The sequence below is a fragment of the Nocardia sp. NPDC050378 genome (assembly GCF_040655675.1).
GTDB lineage: Bacteria > Actinomycetota > Actinomycetes > Mycobacteriales > Mycobacteriaceae > Nocardia > Nocardia coubleae.
Window position 1 is genome coordinate 158383 of record NZ_JBFAKI010000003.1, and the last position, 18404, is coordinate 176786.

The following is an 18404-nucleotide window of genomic DNA, read 5'->3' on the forward strand; positions in this document are numbered from 1 at the left end:
CTGCCTCGACCGTTCGAGGCTGACGTTTTCCCTCGACCGATTCTCACCTCCTGGAGATGCGCTCATGCGTTCTTCCGTTCTTTCCCTTTCCTCGGCCCGCGACGAATACTCCGCGACTCCGCCGCTGGACCGCGCGGTCGCCTCGGCCCTGCCCACCCGGCTGCGCCCCGCCGATTTGCTGCGACTCACCGACGAGGGCGCCGAAGACGTCCTGGCAGGCCGCTATGACCATCTGCTGCCCGCCGACGGCCTCTGGCCGACCGAGCAGCGCTGGGCCACCCGCCTGATCGCCGACGACGAGGTCGATGTCTGGCTCATCAGCTGGACCCCGGGGAAATCCACCGAATTGCACGACCACGCCGGTTCGCTCGGCGCGCTCACCGTGCTCAGCGGCGCGCTGTCGGAATTTCGCTGGAATGGCACCGAGTTACGCGAACGCACCCTCGCCGCGGGCGATCAGGCATCGTTTCCGATCGGCTGGGTCCACGATGTGGTCCGCGCCGCCGACGTGACGGCGGGCCCGCTCGATCCCACCCTCAGCGTGCACGCGTATTCGCCGCCGCTGACCGCCATGTCTTATTACGAGGTGACCGGCCACGGCACCCTGCGACGCACCCAAACCGTCCTCACCGACCAGCCCGAAGGTGATCTGTGATGAGCCGTTTGTCGATTGACCAGATGCTCGACAACGCGCGCGCCAAGCTGCGCAGGCTGTATGTCTACGACGTCCCCGCCGCACTGGCCCGAGGCGCCATTCTGGTCGACGTCCGCCCGGCCGCGCAGCGCGTTCGGGAGGGTGCTCTGCCGGGCGCGCTGGTGATCGAGCGCAATGTGCTGGAATGGCGGCTGGATCCCACGTCGTCGGCGCGGTTGTCGCTCGCGCGCGACCACGATGTGGAGTGGATCATTTTCTGCTCGGAGGGCTATACGTCCAGTTTGGCCGCGGCCTCGCTTCAGGAACTCGGATTGCACCGCGCGACCGATCTGATCGGCGGTTATCAGGCGCTGAAGTCGGCGGGCATGCTCACCGTGGGCGTCGGGGTGCCGCACTTCGCCCGGGAAGTGGAGTCGCTGGCTTCGTTGTAACGGGCGGCGCACTCGTCCTTTCCGGTGCACGCTACTGTTATCGAATGTGAGCACCCCTAACTCCGCCGAGACCGGCCGCGCCGTCAGTTCCGCCGTGGACAGCGATGTCCCCGAGCAGATGCGGATTCGCCGGGACAAGCGTGAACGGCTGCTCGCCGGCGGTGGTGACGCCTATCCGGTGGTCGTGCCGCGCACGCACACGCTGGCCGAAATCCGTTCCGCCTACCCGGATCTCGAACCCGATACCCGAACCGGTCTGCAGGTCGGTGTCGCCGGCCGCGTCATTTTCGTCCGCAATACCGGCAAGTTGTGCTTCGCCACCCTGCAGGAGGGCGACGGAACCAAACTGCAGGCGATGATCAGCCTCAATGGTGTGGGCGCCGACGCGCTCGCCGCCTGGAAGTCCGATGTCGACCTCGGCGATTTCGTGTTCGTGCACGGTGAGGTCATCTCCTCGCGCACGGGTGAATTGAGCGTGATGGCCGACTCGTGGTCGATGGCGGCCAAGTCGCTTCGCCCGCTGCCGGTGGCCCACAAGGAAATGAACGAGGAATCGCGCGTCCGTCAGCGCTACGTCGACCTGATCGTGCGCCCCGAGGCCAGGGAAATGGCCCGGACCCGCGTGAACGTGGTCCGCGCGCTGCGTACGGCGCTCGAGCGCCGCGGCTTCCTCGAGGTCGAGACCCCGATGCTGCAGACCATCCACGGCGGTGCCGCCGCGCGCCCGTTCGTCACCCATTCCAATGCCCTCGACATGGACCTGTTCCTGCGTATCGCGCCGGAACTGTTCCTCAAGCGCTGCGTGGTCGGCGGCCTGGAGAAGGTCTTCGAGATCAACCGGAACTTCCGCAACGAAGGCGCCGACTCCACCCATTCGCCCGAGTTCGCGATGCTGGAAACCTATGAGGCCTACGGCACCTACGACGACTCGGCGACGATGATCCGGGAATTGGTCCAGGAAGTCGCACAAGAGGCATTCGGCACCCTCGTGGTGACTCTTGCCGACGGTACTGAATATGATCTGAGTGGCGAGTGGACGACGGTCGAGATGTATCCGTCGCTGTCGGAGTCGATCGGTGTGGAGGTCACTCCGGAAACGACTGTCGAGGAATTGCTGGCACTCGCCGAACGGGTCGGTCTGGAAATTCCGTCAGGCAAGGGCTACGGCCACGGGAAACTGGTCGAAGAACTCTGGGAACACGTCTATGGCGACAAGCTCTACGCGCCGACTTTCGTTCGCGACTTCCCCGTGGAGACCTCACCGCTGACCCGTCAGCATCGCAGCAAGGCGGGCGTTACGGAGAAGTGGGACCTCTATGTTCGCGGCTTCGAGTTGGCCACGGGCTATTCGGAGTTGGTCGATCCCGTCATCCAGCGGGAACGGTTCGTCGACCAGGCGCGCCTCGGCGCGGCGGGCGATGACGAGGCGATGGTGCTCGACGAAGACTTCCTCACCGCGATGGAACACGGCATGCCGCCGACCACCGGAACGGGTATGGGAATCGATCGCTTGTTGATGGCACTCACGGGTTTGGGAATCCGGGAAACGATCCTGTTCCCCATTGTGCGCCCGAGTAGTCGCTGACCTGTGAATTCGCGGGGCGAAGGCCTCGTGTTGGAAATTTCGCATTTCGGGGTATTCTTGCCTCGGGTATTCGGCCTGGAGGCAGGCTTGACGATTTCGAGAGGACGTTCATCTCATGGCAAAGAAGGTCACCGTTAGCCTGATCGACGATGTCGACGGTGAGTCCATCGCGGACGAAACCATCGAGTTCGCTATCGATGGGGTGTCGTACGAGATCGATCTGTCGGAGGCAAATGCGGCGCGCCTGCGCGAAGGCCTGGACGAGTGGGTCGCCAACGCGCGTCGCGTGAGTGGCCGTCGCCGGACCAAGGCCGCCGGTACGCCGGCACCGCAGGGCAAGAGCCGCGTTTCCATGGACCGCGAGCAGAGCGCCGCAATTCGTGAATGGGCCCGTCGTAAGGGTCACAAGGTCTCCGCGCGCGGCCGTATCTCGGCCGACATCACCGAGGCCTACAACAAAGAGGTCGGCAAGAGCTGAAATATTGGAGCGCTGGCGCGCTCGAGTCGGCGGCCCCTGCGGTCCCGACGATCAGGCACCGTTGCTTGCTCCTTCGTCGCCTACGCAACGGCGCCTGATCGCCGGGACGGCCGCGAACCGCCGCTGCGCGGCGGACCCTCCTCGAGGTCGGGTCGTGGTGGTTCGGAAGCGGGGATCTTGCCCTCAGGGCTGCGGTGTGCCGACGCGCCAGAGGCCGTGCACGTCGTACATCTCCTGGCCGGTGGCCGGGTCGGTGTAGACGATCGGGAGCCGCACCTCGAAACCCGCCAGGCGCAACTCGGGCTCGGGCTGGGTGTCGAGGCTCAGGAAGTGCGTCTTCGACGGGTAGTCGATGAAGCTCACGATCCGTTCGATCTGCTCGCCGTTGGGGCGCTCGTACACGGTGACGACGATCCACGGCGCCTCGGCGACGCTGGTCGGCAACGACACCTGCACCGGCTTACCCGAGGTGGCCGGGATGTAGTAGGTCGACTCGTCGTTGACGCACTCCCCGTTCGACAGCTCGCAATACCCGTACGGCTCGACGACGACGGACTCGCCGTTGGCGAACACGGTGAGTTCGGGATAGTGCTTGGGCGCCTTGGACACGGCGTAGGCCACCACGCCTGCGGTCACCGCGGCCAGGGCCAGCAGGCCCACCGCGACCAGCGCGAAGATCGTGCGGACGTTGGGCTTGCTCACCAGTGCGGGTCTCCTGTTTCGCGGGGATGGGTCGGAACTTCCTGCTCGGCGTGCTGTGGGCGGTTACCGCCGAAGCCCGGCAGCAGGGTGTGCCCGGTATAGCTGACGAAGGTCTGCGCGAGCCCGGCAACCAGGATCACGCTGATCACCGCGAAACCCTTCCAGAACTCGGTCGGCAGCAGCACACCGGCCGCCCCGCCGATCACCCAACTCAGCTGCAGAACGGTCTCCGACCGGCCGAAACCCGAGGCGATCGACTCGGGTGGCAGGTCGTCCTGGATGGCCGCGTCGAGCGACACCTTGGCCAGCGCGCTGGCCGCTGACGCGACGAGCGCGGCCACCGCGGCGCCGAACAGATTGCCGGTGAACACCGCGAACAGCGCGACCGCCACACACGCCGCGGTGCAGCCGAGCACCACCAGCGCGGGCCTGCCGAGCTGCAATCGCGCGCCGGTGGCGTTGCCACCGAAATTGCCGAAACCGGCCGCCACCCCGACGAGACCGAGCATGGCCGCCTGCTCGGTCGGACTGCCACCGGAGCCCTTGGCGACGAAGGCGATGTAGAAGGTCAGGAACCCGGTGAGCACCCGGATGGAACTGTTGCCCCACAGTCCGGTGACCACCGCGCGGCCGAGCGGTTGCCTGCGTTTCCTGGCGGGCACAGCCGATTCCTTACCCGGTTCGAGCACCTCGGTGCGCGCGTCGGCGCCGTGGTAGGTCAGCGTGGCGGGCACCTCACCCTCGGTGACCTCCACCCACGACGGGATCCGCAAGCTCAGGTAGGCGCCCGCGATCGCGATGCCAGTGGCGAACACCAGCGCACCCGTCGAGCCGGCGGCGAGCGCGGCGAGCGCGGCCAGCGCACCCGCCCCGATCGTGCCGCCGACCAGGCCGAACACCGTCAGCCGCGAATTCGTACGGACCAGGTCGATGTCCGGTGGCAGCACGCGCGGCGTCACCGCGCTCTTGAGTACCGCGAACGACTTCGAGCCGACCATCATGCACAGGGCCAGCGGATACAGCCCCCACGTGTCGATATTGAAGATCAGCAGCACCGCGAACAGCGCCCGCAACCCGAAGGTCGTGGCCAGCGCCAGCCTGCGTCCGCGTTGCAGCCGGTCGAGCAGCGGCCCGATCAGCGGGGCGATCACCGCGAACGGCGCGATGGTGATGAGCAGATACAGCGCCACCTTGGTTTTCGACTCGGCGGTCGCGCTCGCGAAGAACAACGTGTTGGCCAGGGCAACGGCGATCGCGGCGTCGAGCGCGAAGTTGGCCATCGTGGCGTAGGTGAGGGCGGTCAGCCCCGATTGGTCGGCGCCGTCGGCCTTGGCCGCACGCTGGAAGGTGGCGATTCCCCGCTCGGTGAGTTCGCGGCTGCGCATCGCGGCCACGCGGGTGACCGTCAGTTTGCGCGGCACCCGCTGTTTGGGCGATTCGTGGGTGGGTTCGTCGGCGCGGGGGAGCGGGCGGGTTCCTGCCGGCCCGCCGACTGGGTCGGGGTGTGGGTGGCTGCCTGCCGGTGTGTCGGGGCGCGGGGGACCGGCGCCGTTGCGTTTCCGGCTCGCCAACGGCATGGTGGCGCCGGGGTCGGGATCACGCCCGAACCGGCCACGCGAGCGAACCGGCGCGGTCGGTGGCTCGATGTGCGGGAAGACCTTGCGCGGCGTGGACGGGGGCGGGTAATGCCCGAAGCCGGGGTGCCGACCGGGTGGTCCACCCGAGGCACTGCCGTCCCGGCGACCACGGTCAGGACCGGATGGATCGCGGGGAGTAGTCACAGCCCAATTCTGTCGTACTCGGGCTTTCGGCGTTCACTCGCGGGCGAGCAGTGTCGGCCACACCCGCTCATCGGGGCACGAAGCGCACCTCGAACAGGTGCGGCCAGTACTTGCCGGTGAGCAGGAACCGGTCGGTGCCCGGCAGGTGAGCGATGCCGTTGAGGACGTCGGTGCGCTGCCGTTCGGTGGCGGTGAGCAGGCCGCTCGCGTCGATGACCGCGGTGATGTGGCCCGTGTTCGGGTCGATGCGCAGGATGTCGTCGGTGGGGAAGTTGTTGGCGTAGACAGTGCCGTCGGGTGCGCAGTCGAGTTCGTTCGGTTTCGGGTCGTCGATGCCCCGCAGGGTCACCGACCCGGTTTCGGCGAAGGTCAGCGGATCGCGGAAAGTGAGTGTCGGGGTGCCGTCACTCATGACGAGGCGGCCCGGTTGAGCGCACAGCCCCCAGCCCTCGCCCTCGTAGGTGGCGCGGCCGGTTTCGGCGAGGGTGTGCGGGTCGCGGGCGAAGGCGACGCCGTCGCGCCAGGTCAGTTGCCAGACGATGTCGCCCGCCCGGGTGAGTCCCTCGCCGAACATCCGGCCGGGCAGCTCGACGCGCGCCCGCTCCACACCCGAGACCTGGTCGGTGACGCGGACGTTCGACACGCCCCACATGCCGGTGCCTTCGTAGCGCGATTTGTCGACCACCTCGAGCCCCTGGGTGAACGCCGACGGATCGTGCGGTGACGAGCCGATCACCTCCACCCGCCAGCGCGGCGGACCGGACTGATCCTGGCCCCCGCAGGAGCTCACGCCGAGCACGCTGACCAGCACTGCGACGGCCAACGAACTCCGATTGCACTTCATACGGCAAAATGTATGCCGTGAGCGCAGTATCTGTTTCGGAGTCCGGCGTGCGTCCTGTTCTGGCCCAGGCGGCCGAGGTCGCACTTCGTGCGCTCGTCGAGCTGGAACCCGACGGGGTCGGAGCCCATCTGGGGGTGACCGCCGAGGACGACTCGTCGGCTACCCACCGGTTCGAGGCGACCCTGCCCGGCTACCGGGGTTGGCAGTGGGCCGTCGTGGTGGCCGCGCCGCCCGGTGCCGACCACGCGACCGTCAGCGAATCGGCCCTGTTGCCCGGCCCCGACGCCCTGATCGCCCCCGAGTTCGTCCCGTGGGAGCAGCGCGTGCGCCCCGGCGATCTCGGCCCCGGCGACCTGCTCGCCCCGCCCGCCGACGATCCGCGTCTGGTCCCCGGTTACGTCGCCACCGGCGATCCGGTGATCGACGAGGTGGCCCGCGAGGTCGGCCTCGGCCGCACCCAGGTGCTCAGCCTCGAGGGGCGCCTCGAAGCCGCCCAGCGCTGGTACAGCGAATACGGCCCCGACACCGAGATGGCCAAGGCCGCCCCCTCCACCTGCGGCCTGTGCGGCTTCTTCCTGCCCCTGGCCGGCGCCCTGCGCGAAACCTTCGGCGTGTGCGCCAACGCGATGGGCGCCGACGGCCACGTCGTCCACGTCGAATACGGCTGCGGCGCCCACTCCGACGTCGTCGCCCCCGCCGGCAACGGCTCCCCCCGCTACGAGGCCTTCGACGACCACGCCGTCGACTACATCGACATCACCCCGCAGGAAACCGCCGAAGCCGAAGCGGTCGACGCGGCGGCCGCCGCCCGCAAGGCCCGCGCCGAAGGCGAGCTCCCGGAGTCCCCGGAAGAGGTCATCGCCGCCGAAGTCGACACCGACCTCGCCGCTTTCGCACCGCTCGTCGGCCTCGCGTCGGTACCGGCGACCACCGACCCGGCCGAGGCGTCGAGCAACCCTGAATCCGTCCCGGACGCAGCGGTTTCCCCTGCGGCAGCCGAACCGACCACGGAGGCGGCCGAGTCGACCTCGATCGTGGCCGCCGCTGAGGCGACCGGTACCGCCGACGCGGGAGTGTCGACTGCCGCTGACGTCGTCACCGAAGCCGGTGCCGCCGACCGGGCCGACGATGCTGCTGCGCCGACGGAGCCGGTCACCGAGGCCGATGTCGCTGATACTCACAACGAGGACGTCGCCCGGCCCCAGGATGCTCCCGTAACCAATTCCGCTGCGGCCGAAGGTGTTTCGACTGAAGCGGTTGCCGATGCGCCCACCGGGAATGTCGAGGCGGATTCCTCGAATGGCGCCGACGCCGGTGTAGATACCTCGGCCGACGCCGCTGCGGCGAATGTCGAATCGGCTGCCGAGTCGGATAGCGGTGCGGCGCAGGAGTCTTCGGCTGTCGGAGCTGTGCACCGATCCGAGTCGGCCGTGGCGGAGGGTTCGAGCGTGGAGACTGATGACGCCGAGGCTGATTCGTCGGGAGGTGCCGACGCGGGCGCGGCGGATTCGGTCGCCGATGCTGCTTCTGCCGAGGGTGATTCCGGTGTGACGCACGTCGTGGGCGCCGGGGAGCGCGGATCGTCGGTGGGGCGCTGAACGCTGGGGCGGACCCGTTCGGTACCGCGGGGCTGCGGGCCGGAGTTCTTGCCGCGTGGCGGGATTCGCCGACGCGGTTGCGCGAGGACAGTGCCGGTGAGGCCGATCTGGTCGCCGCGGGCTACCGGGATCGGGTGCTCACCGAGCTGGCGCAGAACGCGGCCGATGCGGCGGTGCAGGGCGGTGTGCCCGGTGAGCTGACGGTGCGGATCGTGGACCGGCGGTTGCATGTCGCCAATACCGGTGCACCGCTCAGTGTTTCGGGTGTGCACGCACTCACGGCACTGCGTGCCTCGGGCAAGGACGACGGTGCGCAGGTCGGCCGGTTCGGTGTCGGCTTCACCGCGGTGCGCTCCGTGGGTGACGAAGTGGAGATCCGCTCCACCACGGGTTCCATCCGCTTCTCCCGCACCGCCACCCTGAACGCCCTGCACGACAACGGCATCACCCGCCCCGAAGACCTCACCCCACCGGCCCTGCGCCTGGCCTGGCCCATCCCCACCACCCCACCCTCGGGCGCCGACACCGAAGTCGTCGTCCACCTCCGCGACGACATCGACCCCACCGCCCTCCTCGCCTCGATGCGTGCCGAGGCCCCCGACCTCCTCCTCGAACTCCCCGCCCTCCACCGAATCCGCATAGCCGACAGCGAATTCACCAGCACGACCTCATCGCTACACCACAGCGTGAAGTCGGGGTCCGAGCAGAAGAGTCACGTGGGCCCTCCGGTGGGCACCCTCACCCAGCTGACCATCACCGGCCCCGACGGCACCCGACACTGGTGGCAGTACCGCACCGCCCGTGCGCGCTGGTTGCTCCCGCTGACCAACGGTCGCCCGGTCGCCGCCGCGCCGGATGTCCTGCGCGCGCCCACCCGTTCCGACGAGGAACTGTCACTCCCGGCGATCCTCGTAGCCGACATCGCCATGCAACCCGACCGCCGCAGGCTCCTTCCCGGCGCTCGCCTGCACGAGATTTCCTCGGGATATGCCGATTTCGCCCGCGCCTTACCGCCGAAGGACCGACTCGTCCTCGTCCCGACCCCTGCGTTCGCCCGCAGCGAGGCCGACGCCGTGCTCCGCGAAGCGATCATCACCGAACTCCGCACGAACCCGTGGCTCCCGGTCTGCCCGACCCGCGACCGCTCAGACCACGAATTCGATTCGAGCCAAGAGGAATTCCACGCCCTCACCGGGCCGAATTTCGAGTCCGCTGATCGCCACAACTCAACTGCCGGAGTCGACCAGGACGCCTTTGGTGAGGGCATCGTCACCGCCGATGTATCCGCCCTCGACGACTCGTCCGTCGGTACCGCGCGGCACCCCGGCACCTTCGAGCTCGCCGAACCCACCCGCTCGGCAAGTGTCGAAATCCCCACTCGCGCCTCCGTATTCCCTGACTTGACGCCGGAACTGGCCGCAATCCTCGCCGACCTCACCGGCCCCCTGGTCATCCCGGAACTCTCGACCCGCTCCGCGCAGGAAAAGCTGACAGTTCTCGACGTCCACCGCCTTTCGTCGGCGGCCCTGGCCGACCTCACCACCGGCCTCGACCGAGACCCGCACTGGTGGCGCACTTTCTACTCCACGCTGGAACCCTTCGTCACCGATTCGGGGACAGCCGAGGAGTTCGGTGCACTGGCCGTCCCCCTGGCCGACGGTCGCCTCGTCACCGGCCCGCGCACCGTCGTCCTCGACGACCAGCTCACCGTCGCCGTCCCGGTCCACTGGGCCCGCCTGGTACACCCGGACGCCACCCACCCGCTGCTGGCCCGCCTCGGCGCCCGCAGCGCCTCGGCCACCGACCTGCTCACCGATCCCGGCTTGCGCGACCTCCTCGAACACGACCCGGCCGACCCGGACACCGTCAGCGCGGTCCTGCAACTGGCCCAGTTCGTGAGCACCGACGAGCTTCCCGACTGGCTCGGCCTGCTCGAACTGCCCGACGACACGGGCGAATCGCGTCCGGCCGACGAACTCCTCCTCCCCGGCGCACCGCTGGCCGAGGTACTGATCGACGACTCGCCCTTCGGTACGGTCGCCGAGGCGACGGTCGCCGAGTTCGGCGAGCAGGCTTTGCGCGCGATCGGTGTGGGCTGGGACTTCGCTGTCCTCACCGACCCCGACCCGCTCGGTCCCGATCACGACCTGGACGACGAATCCGCCTGGTGGAACAGCCTTCCCGAAGACCCACGCGAACTCGTCGCCGTCCGCGATCTCGACCTGGTCGACGACACCCGCTGGCCGCGGGCCCTGCGCACCCTGCTCGCGGAACCACGCACCCGTGCCCTCCTCGCCGACCGCGACGGTTACACCACCTGGTGGCTGCACCGCCACGCCCACATCGACGGCATCCCCCTCGGCCGCTACCGTCACCCGGACGACACCGAATTCGCTGGTCTGCTCCCACCTTTCACAGCCGCCGACCCCGACGCCCTACGCCAGGTCCTCGTCCGCGCCGACGTGATGACCCCCGAGCTGGCCGAGGAACTCCTCGACGCCCTGGCCGACCCGTCGAAAAACCCGACCTCCGACACGGTTTCGCGTACTCATGCCCGCCTGGCCGCCGCCGTCGCGTCCGGCGCGCTCGACCCGCGTGAACTCGACCTCCCCGACCAGGTCAGGACGCTGGCGGGAACAGTGGTCGACGCCGAGACGGCCATGGTCCTCGATCGGCCCTGCTTCGGCCTCGTCATCCCGGCCGAGCGCCTGGTGGTAGGCGACCCGGAACATGCCGAGGCCCTCGCCACCCTGCTCGACCTGCCACTGGTGTCGGACCAGGTGAGCGCCGAGGTGCTCGGTGCGGGCAGGCAGAGTGACTGGGCCACGGAACCGCTCGGCGTGGTGCTGCGGCAGCTGTGGTCACCGCCGCACACCACCGGCGCCCTCGTGCTGCACGAAGTCCTCGAGGTATTCCTGCGCGGCGAGTTCTCGGGCACGGTCCGGGTGCCGTGGTGGGACGCCGACGGCACCGTGCACGCGCAGGTGCCGCGCGGTTAGTTCGCGTGCGCGGTGACCATCTCGGCGAGCAGGTCGAGCTGGGCCTGCACCGCGTCGCTGTCGTCGTCGACGAGCCAGCGCAGCACGATGCCATCGATGACGCTGAGGATGAAGCGGCTCAGCTGGGGCAGCGGGATGTTCCAGTCGCAGCCGGTGGCGTCGCGGCAGTGGTCCATCACGTCGGCGACGGTGCTGTCGTTGAACTTGTACTGTTCCCGGGCGATGGCGAGTTTGGCCGGGGTCGACTCACCCTCGCGCAGCGCGTAAGTGGTGGTCTCGTAGGTGAGCAGCTGACGTTCCGGGGTGGCCTCGATGTTGCGCCACATCAGTTCCAGCCCCTGACGAACCAATTTCTGAAGCGCTTCTTTTCCTGTTCCGGTATCGGCCCAGACAGTTTCATCCGCGTCGACGGAATCGCGTAATTCCATCGAGAGCGCTTTGACCAGCTCGGTCATCAGCGCGTCCTTGTTTTCGAAACAGTAATGCACCACACCGAGCGACACGCCCGCCGCTTGGGCGACATCGCGTGTGGTCACGCCCGCCACGCCCTTTTTCTCGGCGAGACCGATCGCTGCCTCTATCAGGTGGGCTCGTCGTTCTTCGACGCTCAATCGGGAGGACACCTGTGCGAGTTAAGCGCTCACGTCGCGAACAGTCAATTCGCCGAACCGCGCCGAATTCCTGGACAGGCGACCAGTTGTATGGTTGTCTGCGTCACATCACCCGTGAAGGAGCTGTTCGGATGCCTGTGAACCGTCGTACCGTGCTGGCCGCCTCGACGCTGGGGGTGCCCCTCGTCGCGGCGATGGGAGCTCACGGAGCGTCGAAGGCGCACGCCGAATCCGCGCGCGGTGGATTCGAATTCGGGCTCGGTAGCGCCGATCTCACGGGTCCCGCGGCGGAATGCGGCATGATGGGCTACTCACAACTCGAACAGACCACCGCGGGAATTCATCTGCGTCCGCGAGCGCGCGCGTTCGTGATCGAATCGGGCGGAAATCGGGTCGCGTTCGTCGCGGTGGAGAACGGTGCGTTGTTCCAGTCCGTGCACCGTGGTGTGCTGCTCGCGCTGGCGCGCCGATTCGGTGATCGGTATACCGAACGAAATGTCGTCCTCACTTCGACTCACACGCATTCCAGTTGTGGCGGTTCCGCGCACGATTACGCCTATACGCTCGCGACGCTCGGATTTCAGCAACAGGTCTACGACGCCGAAGTCGACGGCATCGTCGAGGCGATCGTCGCCGCCGACGCCGACCTCGCGCCGGGCACGGTGGCGCTCGGCCGCGCCGAATTGCGCGACGCGAGCGTGAACCGTTCGCGGGTGGCTTTCGACCGCAATCCGGCCGAAGACCGCGCGGCTTTCCCGGACGCGATCGATCCGGCGGTCACCGCCCTCGTCTTCCGCCGGGGTGCGAAGGAGGTCGGCGCGCTCACCTGGTTCGCCACCCACAACACGTCGATGACCAACAAGAACCGGCTCATCAGCTCCGACAACAAGGGCTACGCCAGTTACGCCGCCGAGCACCTGGAGCACGGCGTGCGCCATCTCGACGGCGAGCCGTCGTATCTGGCCGCGTTCGTGCAGACCAATGCCGGTGACATGTCCCCGAACCTCGCGCTCGCGCCGGGCATCGGCCCGACCGACGACGAGTTCGACAACACCCGGATCATCGGCGAACGCCAGTACACCGCCTCGCGAGCCGCCGCCGCCCAGGCCGTACCGATCACGAGCGCGATCGATTCGCTGCTGTGCTACGTCGATCTCGCGGCCGTGACGGTCGAGGGCCGCTTCACCCCCGACGGGGCACCACACCGCACCGCACCGGCCGCCGCGGGCCTCTCGCTGGCCGCGGGCAGCGTGGAGGACGGCCCCGGCCTGCCCGGCGGACCCATTCCCGAGGGCGTACGTAACCCGCTGGTGGACTTTCTCGGCGGAATCGACCATCCCCACCCGGCCTGGCTGGCCGACGCGCAGGCGCCCAAGGCGATCTTCGCGCCGCTCGGGTTGATGCCTCCGGTGCCATGGGTGCCGAATGTGGTTCCGCTTCAGCTGATCCGGCTCGGCGACCTCTACGTGGCCGCCGCCGGAGCCGAGTTCACCATCGTCGCAGGCTTGCGCGTGCGGCGAGCGGTCGCACAGGCGCTCGGTGTCGGCGTGGAACAGGTGCTGTTGCAGGGTTATTCGAATGCCTACCACCAATACGTCACCACACCGGAGGAGTACGACGCGCAACAGTACGAAGGCGCGTCAACGCTGTTCGGCCGCTACACGTTGTGCGCGTATGTGCAGGAATTCACCAGGCTGGCGGAGGTTTTCGTGGCGGGCGCGGTTCCGGGTCGCGGTCCCGCACCGCGCGACGTCTCCGCTTTGCAGCCGAATCTCGCCGCCGCGCCGGGTCCGGACGCGACACCGTCCGGCCGGAATTTCGGTGATGTCGTGCGTCAGCCCGGGCGCACCGCTCGCGGCAGCCGGGTGGAGGCCGAATTCGTCTCGGCCCATCCGAAACACAATCCGCGTCGCGGCGGTACCTTCCTCGAGGTGCAGCGCCGAACCGGGAACGGCTGGCTCCGGGTGGCCAACGAGGGGGAGTGGGAGGTGCGATTCCACTGGCGGAAGCAGGACGCGGCGGTCTCGATCGCCCGTTTCGTCTGGGACATCCCGGCCGGCGCGGAACCGGGAACGCACCGGTTCGTGCACTTCGCCGACGCGCTCGGCGCCGACGGCGTGCTGCGCCCGTTCACCGGGACCAGCGACGAGTTCGAGGTCGTCTAGTCCTCGGTGAGGCCCACCTGGGCGCCCTTGTCGCCCCGCAGGGCCGACCGCCGCTGTGCCAGCCAGATCGATGAGCCGAGCACGCCGACGAACAGGCCCATCAGGCACACCGACCGGGCATCGGCCCAGGCCGGGACCACGAAAGCCAGCACGGTCGCCACCGCCCAGGCGGCGAAGCCGATCAGCACGACCGGGCGCGGATCGACCAGGCTGCGTGGCAGGTGCGGCATCTCGCGGCTGACGGGTCCGGCGTCCATACCCAAACAGTAGCGCCCTGAAACTCATCAGCGGGCACAGCCGTACCGTAGAGTTCTGCACTGTGACAGTGCCATCCGACGTCCGTGCCCTCGCCGGTGATCTCTCGCTGGCGGTTGTGCGGCTCACGCGACACCTGCGCGGCCGCCGTGCCGAGGCGCAGATCTCGCTCACGCAGCTGTCGGCCCTGGCCACCCTCGCTCGCGACGGCGCGATGACGCCCGGCAATCTCGCGGGCAAGGAGCGCGTGCAGCCGCCGTCGATGACCCGCGTGATCGCCTCCCTCGCCGACCTCGAGCTGGTTCAGCGCAGACCGCATCCCACCGACGGGCGCCAGATCATCGTGTCGCTGTCACCGGCCGGCCGGGCGTTGGTCGCCGACGAGACTCACGCGCGGGAGGCCTGGATGACCGAGCAGCTGTCCAACCTGAGCCCGGAACAGCTCGCGGTGCTCGATCAGGCTGTGGCGATCATGAACCAGATCATCGCGGGTTCGGAGTAGTCAGCCCTGCTGCGGTACCACCTCGTGGCCGAGCGGGAACAGCGACAGCGGAACCAGTTTGAGATTGGCCCAGGCGAACGGCAGCCCGATGATCGTCACCGCCAGCGCCACACTGGTGAACACGTGGCCGAGCGCCAGCCACCAACCGGCGAAGACGAACCAGATGATGTTGCCGAGCAGCGACCCCGCCCCGGCGCTCGGCTTGTCGACGACCGTGCGCCCGAACGGCCACAGCACGTAACCGGCCAGCCGCAACGACGCGATACCGAACGGGATCGTGACGATCAGGACGAAGCAGATCAGCGCCGCGAACAGGTAGCCGACTGCCATCCAGAACCCGCAGAGCACCACCCACAGAATGTTCAAGATCAACTGAACCAGCTTCATGCATCCAGCATGCCAGGATGATCCGGTGGCCGAAGTAATTCCCCTCGACGATCCCGCCGACCCGCGTGTCGACGACTTCCGCGATCTGTCCTCCGCCGACCGCAGGCCCGACCTGCCCGGCCGCAAGGGACTGGTGATCGCCGAGGGGGTGGTGGTGGTGCAGCGCATGCTCGACTCGCGTTTCACCCCGAGTGCGCTGCTCGGTGTCGCCAAACGCTACGAGGCACTCGCCGACGACCTCGCGGGGCTCGATGTGCCCTACTACCAGGCGACGGCCGAGGTGATGGCCCAGGTGGTCGGCTTCCACCTCAATCGTGGTGTGCTCGCGGTCGCGCCGCGCCCGGCTGAGCTGACGGTCGACGGGGTGCTCGACGGTGCGCGCACGGTGGCCGTGCTCGAGGGCGTCAACGATCACGAGAACCTGGGGTCGATGTTCCGCAACGCGGCCGGGCTCGGCGCCGACGCGGTGCTGTTCGGTGACCGCTGCTCCGACCCGCTCTACCGGCGTTCGGTCCGCGTCTCCATGGGGCACGTGCTGCGGGTGCCGTTCGCCCAGATTCCGCAGTGGCCGGGCGGTCTGGAGTTGTTGCGGGAGCGTGGTTTCCAGATCATCGCGCTCACCCCGAACCCGGCGGCGGCGAACCTGGCGACCGCGATGACGGGCGAGCGGGTCGCCCTGCTGCTCGGCGCCGAGGGCCCCGGCCTGACCGAAGAGGCCATGCGCGCCACCGACATTCGCGCACGGATCCCCATGTCGCCCGGCACCGATTCGCTCAATGTCGCCACCGCTGCCGCGATGGCCTTCTACGAACGAGTCCGCACGTCATGAGTCCGGACGGGCGCTATCGGGCGGGGCCGGGTTCGGTGCCGTTGGCGTTGGGCGGCACGGTGATCGCGCTGGTCGCGGCGCTCGGCGCGGTGGCGGTGTACGCGTTCGGTGTCGCGCTGGCCGATGTGCATCCGCTGCTCGCGATCGCGGTGAACGTGATCGCGGTGGTCGGGGTCGCGCCGACCGTGTGGCGGTGGCGATCCACGCCGGTCGTGCGCTGGGTGCTCGCGGGGGCGGTGGTCGGAGTGGCCCTCGGCTGGCTCGCGCTACTGGTCTACCTGGTCGTCGGCTAGCCGACCGGGCCTGCGCAGCCATCGGGACAGACCGCGCCGGGGTGGCGCGGTCGACACAGGTTCAGGTGCTCGGCCTTTCGGGTACAGCGTGAATCCGCAGACCGGCAGGTCGCCCAGGCGGGGTGCCCCGAGATGGCGGAAGCCGAGCCAGTGGGCATTGGCCGCGTCGGCGAAATCGGGTGGATCGAAGGGCAGCGATTGCGGGCCCGGTCGGTCGTCGCGATCCCACGGCACCGGATGGTCGCCCGCCCAGAACTCGCGCTCCCACACCATCGGCAGGCCCTCGTTCTCCAGGATATCGACCCTGGTCGAGCTGAACGAGCGCCGGAATTCCCCCCGTTCCCAATGGGCGAACGCACCCCAGTGCACGGTGGTGTCGAACGAGATCAGGTAGGTGTGTTCGGACGCGAGGGGGCGCACGAGCAGATCGGGCAATCTGGTCGGCTCGATCAGCGCGGCCTCGGCGGTGCACACGACCGTCACTCCGGGATAACACCCGATGTAGACCTCGTCGCGATCCGGACCAGCGCAGCCGTCGAGTGTCCCGACCACGATCGGGCGCACATCGTTGTCGGCATACAGCTCACCAGCCAGTGCCTGCGCGGCAACGGGATCGGACGTGGGCCGCTCGCGCAAGACGGCGGCGGGCTCGGCGGTATCGACATACCAAAGCGTGGAAGCCGACTTCACGTGTCACCTCCGATTGCTATCGGAACCCGTGGTGCGGCGGCTGCCGCCGCGCCGGGCGTGCACTCGACCCCTGCGCTGTCGGCTGTCGACCAGCGCGGCCCCGAGTTCCCGGGAGAACTCGGGGCCGCCGGTGCACAGTCAGTTGCCGGAGCTGCGTACGCCCAGGAGTACGTCTTCCCAGGACGGCATCGGCGCCTTGCCCCGCTTGTTGCGTGCCGGCTTCGGCTTTTCCGGCTCGGGCTTGGCGGCGGGCTTGTCCTGCTGCCCAGCGGGCGGCGCCGGTGTGGCGGGCTCGCTCGGCGCGGCGGGGGCCGTCGCCGCCGGAACCGGTGCGGCCGGTTTGGGGGCCGCCGGGGTCGGTGCGGTCGGCATCGGTGCGGTCGGCATCGGCGAGGCAGGCATCGGCGTGGCGGGCATGGCCGTCGGCGCCGGCTTGGCCGGAATCGCCGCCGTCCCACCGCCTGCCGCGACCTGGCGCTGCTCGTAGTACTCGTTCAGCGCGGGCTGCGGACGGCTCTGCGGGCGCGGCGCAGGCGTCATCGGCTCACGTGGACGCGGCTCCACCGGGACCGGCGCCTCGACCACCGGGGCAGACGGTGCGGGCATGGTGGCCAGACCACGCAGGGCGCGACCGAAATCCGGATCGATCAGGTCGTTGGCCGGGTCGTCGAGCGGGGAGACCGAACCGCCGTGCGCGTCGGGCTGGTAGCGCCAGTGCGCGGCGATCTCGGAGTGCCCGTGCCGCCACTGCAATTGCGCGACCCAAAACCCCTTTTCGTCCTTCCAGGCATCCCATTCGGCGTGTTCGATGGTGTGCCCGCGCTCGGCGAAGGCCGCGGTGACGATCTCGTGCAGCGTTTCCAGCGCCGGGCCGTCGGGGCGCACCGGGTGGGCTTTCTGCGCCAGCTCGGCGGCGCGAGCACGCTCGAGCAACACCGGATAGGCGAACCGCTCGACTTTGCTCGCCGGCATGCCGGACTCCGCCGTGACCTGCTCGACGGACGCGCCGGCGCGAATACGGGCCTGGATATCTCTAGGACGCATAGACGCTTCCATTTCGATCTCGATCTGGCCGAATCGTGCGAGGTCGCCGCGCGCCGCCGCGCGGAGCTTGTCGTCGGCGGGCAGCCGGAACTTGGTGCCGGACTCGAGGTCGCTGCACACGATGTGCGTGGAGTCGGGCGTCACCCCGATCACTCGAAGTTCACGCACCGTTACCTCCCTATCGCGTCGGCTCCGTCTGTTAGGACACCGCCCACTTTCCTAGACAGTAGTGCACATTACTTGGCCGCGGCAGCAGACACGCACGCCCAAATCGCGCACGCGGGCACCCCGGGCGGCTAATCTGATCGGCTCGTTACACGAATCCCGCACGCATGCAGGCACTTTGGTGATGGGTCATCGGTGCTGACAGTCGCGAACCCTCCGCAGAATGCGAACTTTGCGAAGCGTGTCAACCGGAGGCGAATACTGAATGGGTTTGCGCCGACCGGGAGTTGCGGGTGCGATTTTTGCGACGAAGGAACAAAAATCGTGCCCGCAACTCCCGGTCATAGTGGGCGCAAACCCCGCAGTGCCGCAGGCGCCGCCAAACAAGAC

17 protein-coding genes and 1 pseudogene are annotated in these 18404 nt (G+C 68.6%); 10 read left to right on the plus strand and 8 right to left on the minus strand.

Going from position 1 to position 18404, the window contains the following annotated elements:
• Positions 1-64: 64 nt before the first annotated feature.
• From AB0I35_RS08455 to AB0I35_RS08470, 4 genes are all read left to right on the plus strand, one after another.
• Positions 65-655, plus strand: a complete 591-nt coding sequence (locus AB0I35_RS08455; protein WP_357395163.1) for a cysteine dioxygenase family protein — start codon at positions 65-67, stop codon at positions 653-655.
• Positions 655-1086 carry a rhodanese-like domain-containing protein gene (locus AB0I35_RS08460; RefSeq protein WP_357395164.1) on the plus strand — a complete coding sequence of 144 codons (432 nt, stop codon included), beginning with the start codon at positions 655-657 and terminating at the stop codon, positions 1084-1086. The genes AB0I35_RS08455 and AB0I35_RS08460 overlap by 1 nt, the downstream gene beginning before the upstream one ends.
• A gap of 118 nt (positions 1087-1204) precedes the next feature.
• Entirely contained in the window at positions 1205-2671 is a 1467-nt protein-coding gene (lysS, locus tag AB0I35_RS08465; RefSeq protein ID WP_357395460.1) for a lysine--tRNA ligase, read from the plus strand.
• Positions 2672-2786: 115 nt separating this feature from the next.
• Positions 2787-3149 carry an Lsr2 family protein gene (locus AB0I35_RS08470; protein WP_067495754.1) on the plus strand — a complete coding sequence of 121 codons (363 nt, stop codon included), beginning with the start codon at positions 2787-2789 and terminating at the stop codon, positions 3147-3149.
• A gap of 183 nt (positions 3150-3332) precedes the next feature.
• Here AB0I35_RS08470 and AB0I35_RS08475 read toward each other — a convergent pair whose 3' ends face one another.
• The 3 genes from AB0I35_RS08475 to AB0I35_RS08485 all read right to left on the minus strand — a co-directional run bounded on the left by AB0I35_RS08475 (position 3333) and on the right by AB0I35_RS08485 (position 6476).
• The gene (locus tag AB0I35_RS08475) at positions 3333-3851 is read right to left on the minus strand and encodes a DUF2771 family protein (RefSeq protein WP_357395165.1); all 519 of its coding nucleotides are present in this window, start codon (positions 3849-3851) and stop codon (positions 3333-3335) included.
• Complete coding sequence (locus AB0I35_RS08480) at positions 3848-5632, minus strand: MFS transporter (protein WP_357395166.1); 1785 nt, start codon at positions 5630-5632, stop codon at positions 3848-3850. The genes AB0I35_RS08475 and AB0I35_RS08480 overlap by 4 nt, the downstream gene beginning before the upstream one ends.
• Positions 5633-5699: 67 nt before the next feature.
• Positions 5700-6476, minus strand: coding sequence for a glutaminyl-peptide cyclotransferase (locus AB0I35_RS08485; RefSeq protein WP_357395167.1), 777 nt, complete (start codon positions 6474-6476; stop codon positions 5700-5702).
• 8 nt (positions 6477-6484) lie between these two features.
• Between AB0I35_RS08485 and AB0I35_RS08490 the strand changes: the two are divergent.
• Positions 6485-7234 (plus strand): annotated as a pseudogene (locus AB0I35_RS08490) (DUF3027 domain-containing protein); the annotation flags it as partial.
• 836 nt (positions 7235-8070) lie between these two features.
• Positions 8071-11073, plus strand: a complete 3003-nt coding sequence (locus AB0I35_RS08495; RefSeq protein ID WP_357395461.1) for an ATP-binding protein — start codon at positions 8071-8073, stop codon at positions 11071-11073.
• Here AB0I35_RS08495 and AB0I35_RS08500 read toward each other — a convergent pair.
• Entirely contained in the window at positions 11070-11696 is a 627-nt protein-coding gene (locus tag AB0I35_RS08500) for a TetR family transcriptional regulator (RefSeq protein ID WP_357395168.1), read from the minus strand. The two genes, AB0I35_RS08495 and AB0I35_RS08500, sit on opposite strands and share 4 nt — an antisense overlap.
• 119 nt (positions 11697-11815) lie before the next feature.
• Between AB0I35_RS08500 and AB0I35_RS08505 the strand changes: the two genes are divergently transcribed.
• Complete coding sequence (locus AB0I35_RS08505; protein ID WP_357395169.1) at positions 11816-13849, plus strand: neutral/alkaline ceramidase; 2034 nt, start codon at positions 11816-11818, stop codon at positions 13847-13849.
• Here AB0I35_RS08505 and AB0I35_RS08510 read toward each other — a convergent pair.
• Positions 13846-14106: a DUF2530 domain-containing protein gene (locus tag AB0I35_RS08510; RefSeq protein ID WP_357395170.1), complete on the minus strand. Its 261-nt coding sequence runs from the start codon at positions 14104-14106 to the stop codon at positions 13846-13848. The genes AB0I35_RS08505 and AB0I35_RS08510 overlap by 4 nt on opposite strands.
• A gap of 68 nt (positions 14107-14174) precedes the next feature.
• Between AB0I35_RS08510 and AB0I35_RS08515 the strand changes: the two genes are divergently transcribed.
• Positions 14175-14606 (plus strand): MarR family transcriptional regulator, encoded by a 432-nt coding sequence (locus AB0I35_RS08515; protein WP_067492414.1) that lies wholly within the window; start codon positions 14175-14177, stop codon positions 14604-14606.
• On the opposite strand, the gene AB0I35_RS08520 is transcribed toward AB0I35_RS08515, so the two are convergent.
• On the minus strand, positions 14607-14993 hold the full coding sequence (locus tag AB0I35_RS08520) for a YccF domain-containing protein (RefSeq protein ID WP_067492416.1): 387 nt from the start codon (positions 14991-14993) through the stop codon (positions 14607-14609).
• A 25-nt stretch (positions 14994-15018) separates the two neighbouring features.
• Between AB0I35_RS08520 and AB0I35_RS08525 the strand changes: the two genes are divergently transcribed.
• Together AB0I35_RS08525 and AB0I35_RS08530 are read left to right on the plus strand one after the other, a co-directional pair.
• Positions 15019-15822 (plus strand): RNA methyltransferase, encoded by an 804-nt coding sequence (locus AB0I35_RS08525; protein WP_357395171.1) that lies wholly within the window; start codon positions 15019-15021, stop codon positions 15820-15822.
• Complete coding sequence (locus AB0I35_RS08530) at positions 15819-16115, plus strand: DUF2537 domain-containing protein (RefSeq protein WP_357395172.1); 297 nt, start codon at positions 15819-15821, stop codon at positions 16113-16115. The genes AB0I35_RS08525 and AB0I35_RS08530 overlap by 4 nt, the downstream gene beginning before the upstream one ends.
• Here AB0I35_RS08530 and AB0I35_RS08535 read toward each other — a convergent pair.
• Entirely contained in the window at positions 16089-16805 is a 717-nt protein-coding gene (locus AB0I35_RS08535; RefSeq protein WP_357395173.1) for a hypothetical protein, read from the minus strand. The two genes, AB0I35_RS08530 and AB0I35_RS08535, sit on opposite strands and share 27 nt — an antisense overlap.
• A 138-nt stretch (positions 16806-16943) precedes the next feature.
• The gene (gene sepH / locus AB0I35_RS08540; RefSeq protein ID WP_357395174.1) at positions 16944-18017 is read right to left on the minus strand and encodes a septation protein SepH; all 1074 of its coding nucleotides are present in this window, start codon (positions 18015-18017) and stop codon (positions 16944-16946) included.
• Between the last annotated feature and the right edge of the window lie 387 nt (positions 18018-18404).

Bases quoted from the DNA above. Each gene is read 5' to 3' on its own strand.
- AB0I35_RS08470 (WP_067495754.1), top strand. From the start codon at position 2,787: ATGGCAAAGAAGGTCACCGTTAGCCTGATCGACGATGTCGACGGTGAG.
- AB0I35_RS08530 (WP_357395172.1), top strand. From the start codon at position 15,819: ATGAGTCCGGACGGGCGCTATCGGGCGGGGCCGGGTTCGGTGCCGTTG.
- lysS (WP_357395460.1), top strand. From the start codon at position 1,205: ATGCGGATTCGCCGGGACAAGCGTGAACGGCTGCTCGCCGGCGGTGGT.
- AB0I35_RS08455 (WP_357395163.1), top strand. From the start codon at position 65: ATGCGTTCTTCCGTTCTTTCCCTTTCCTCGGCCCGCGACGAATACTCC.
- AB0I35_RS08505 (WP_357395169.1), top strand. From the start codon at position 11,816: ATGCCTGTGAACCGTCGTACCGTGCTGGCCGCCTCGACGCTGGGGGTG.
- AB0I35_RS08485 (WP_357395167.1), bottom strand. From the start codon at position 6,476: ATGAAGTGCAATCGGAGTTCGTTGGCCGTCGCAGTGCTGGTCAGCGTG.
- AB0I35_RS08460 (WP_357395164.1), top strand. From the start codon at position 655: ATGAGCCGTTTGTCGATTGACCAGATGCTCGACAACGCGCGCGCCAAG.
- AB0I35_RS08510 (WP_357395170.1), bottom strand. From the start codon at position 14,106: ATGGACGCCGGACCCGTCAGCCGCGAGATGCCGCACCTGCCACGCAGC.
- AB0I35_RS08520 (WP_067492416.1), bottom strand. From the start codon at position 14,993: ATGAAGCTGGTTCAGTTGATCTTGAACATTCTGTGGGTGGTGCTCTGC.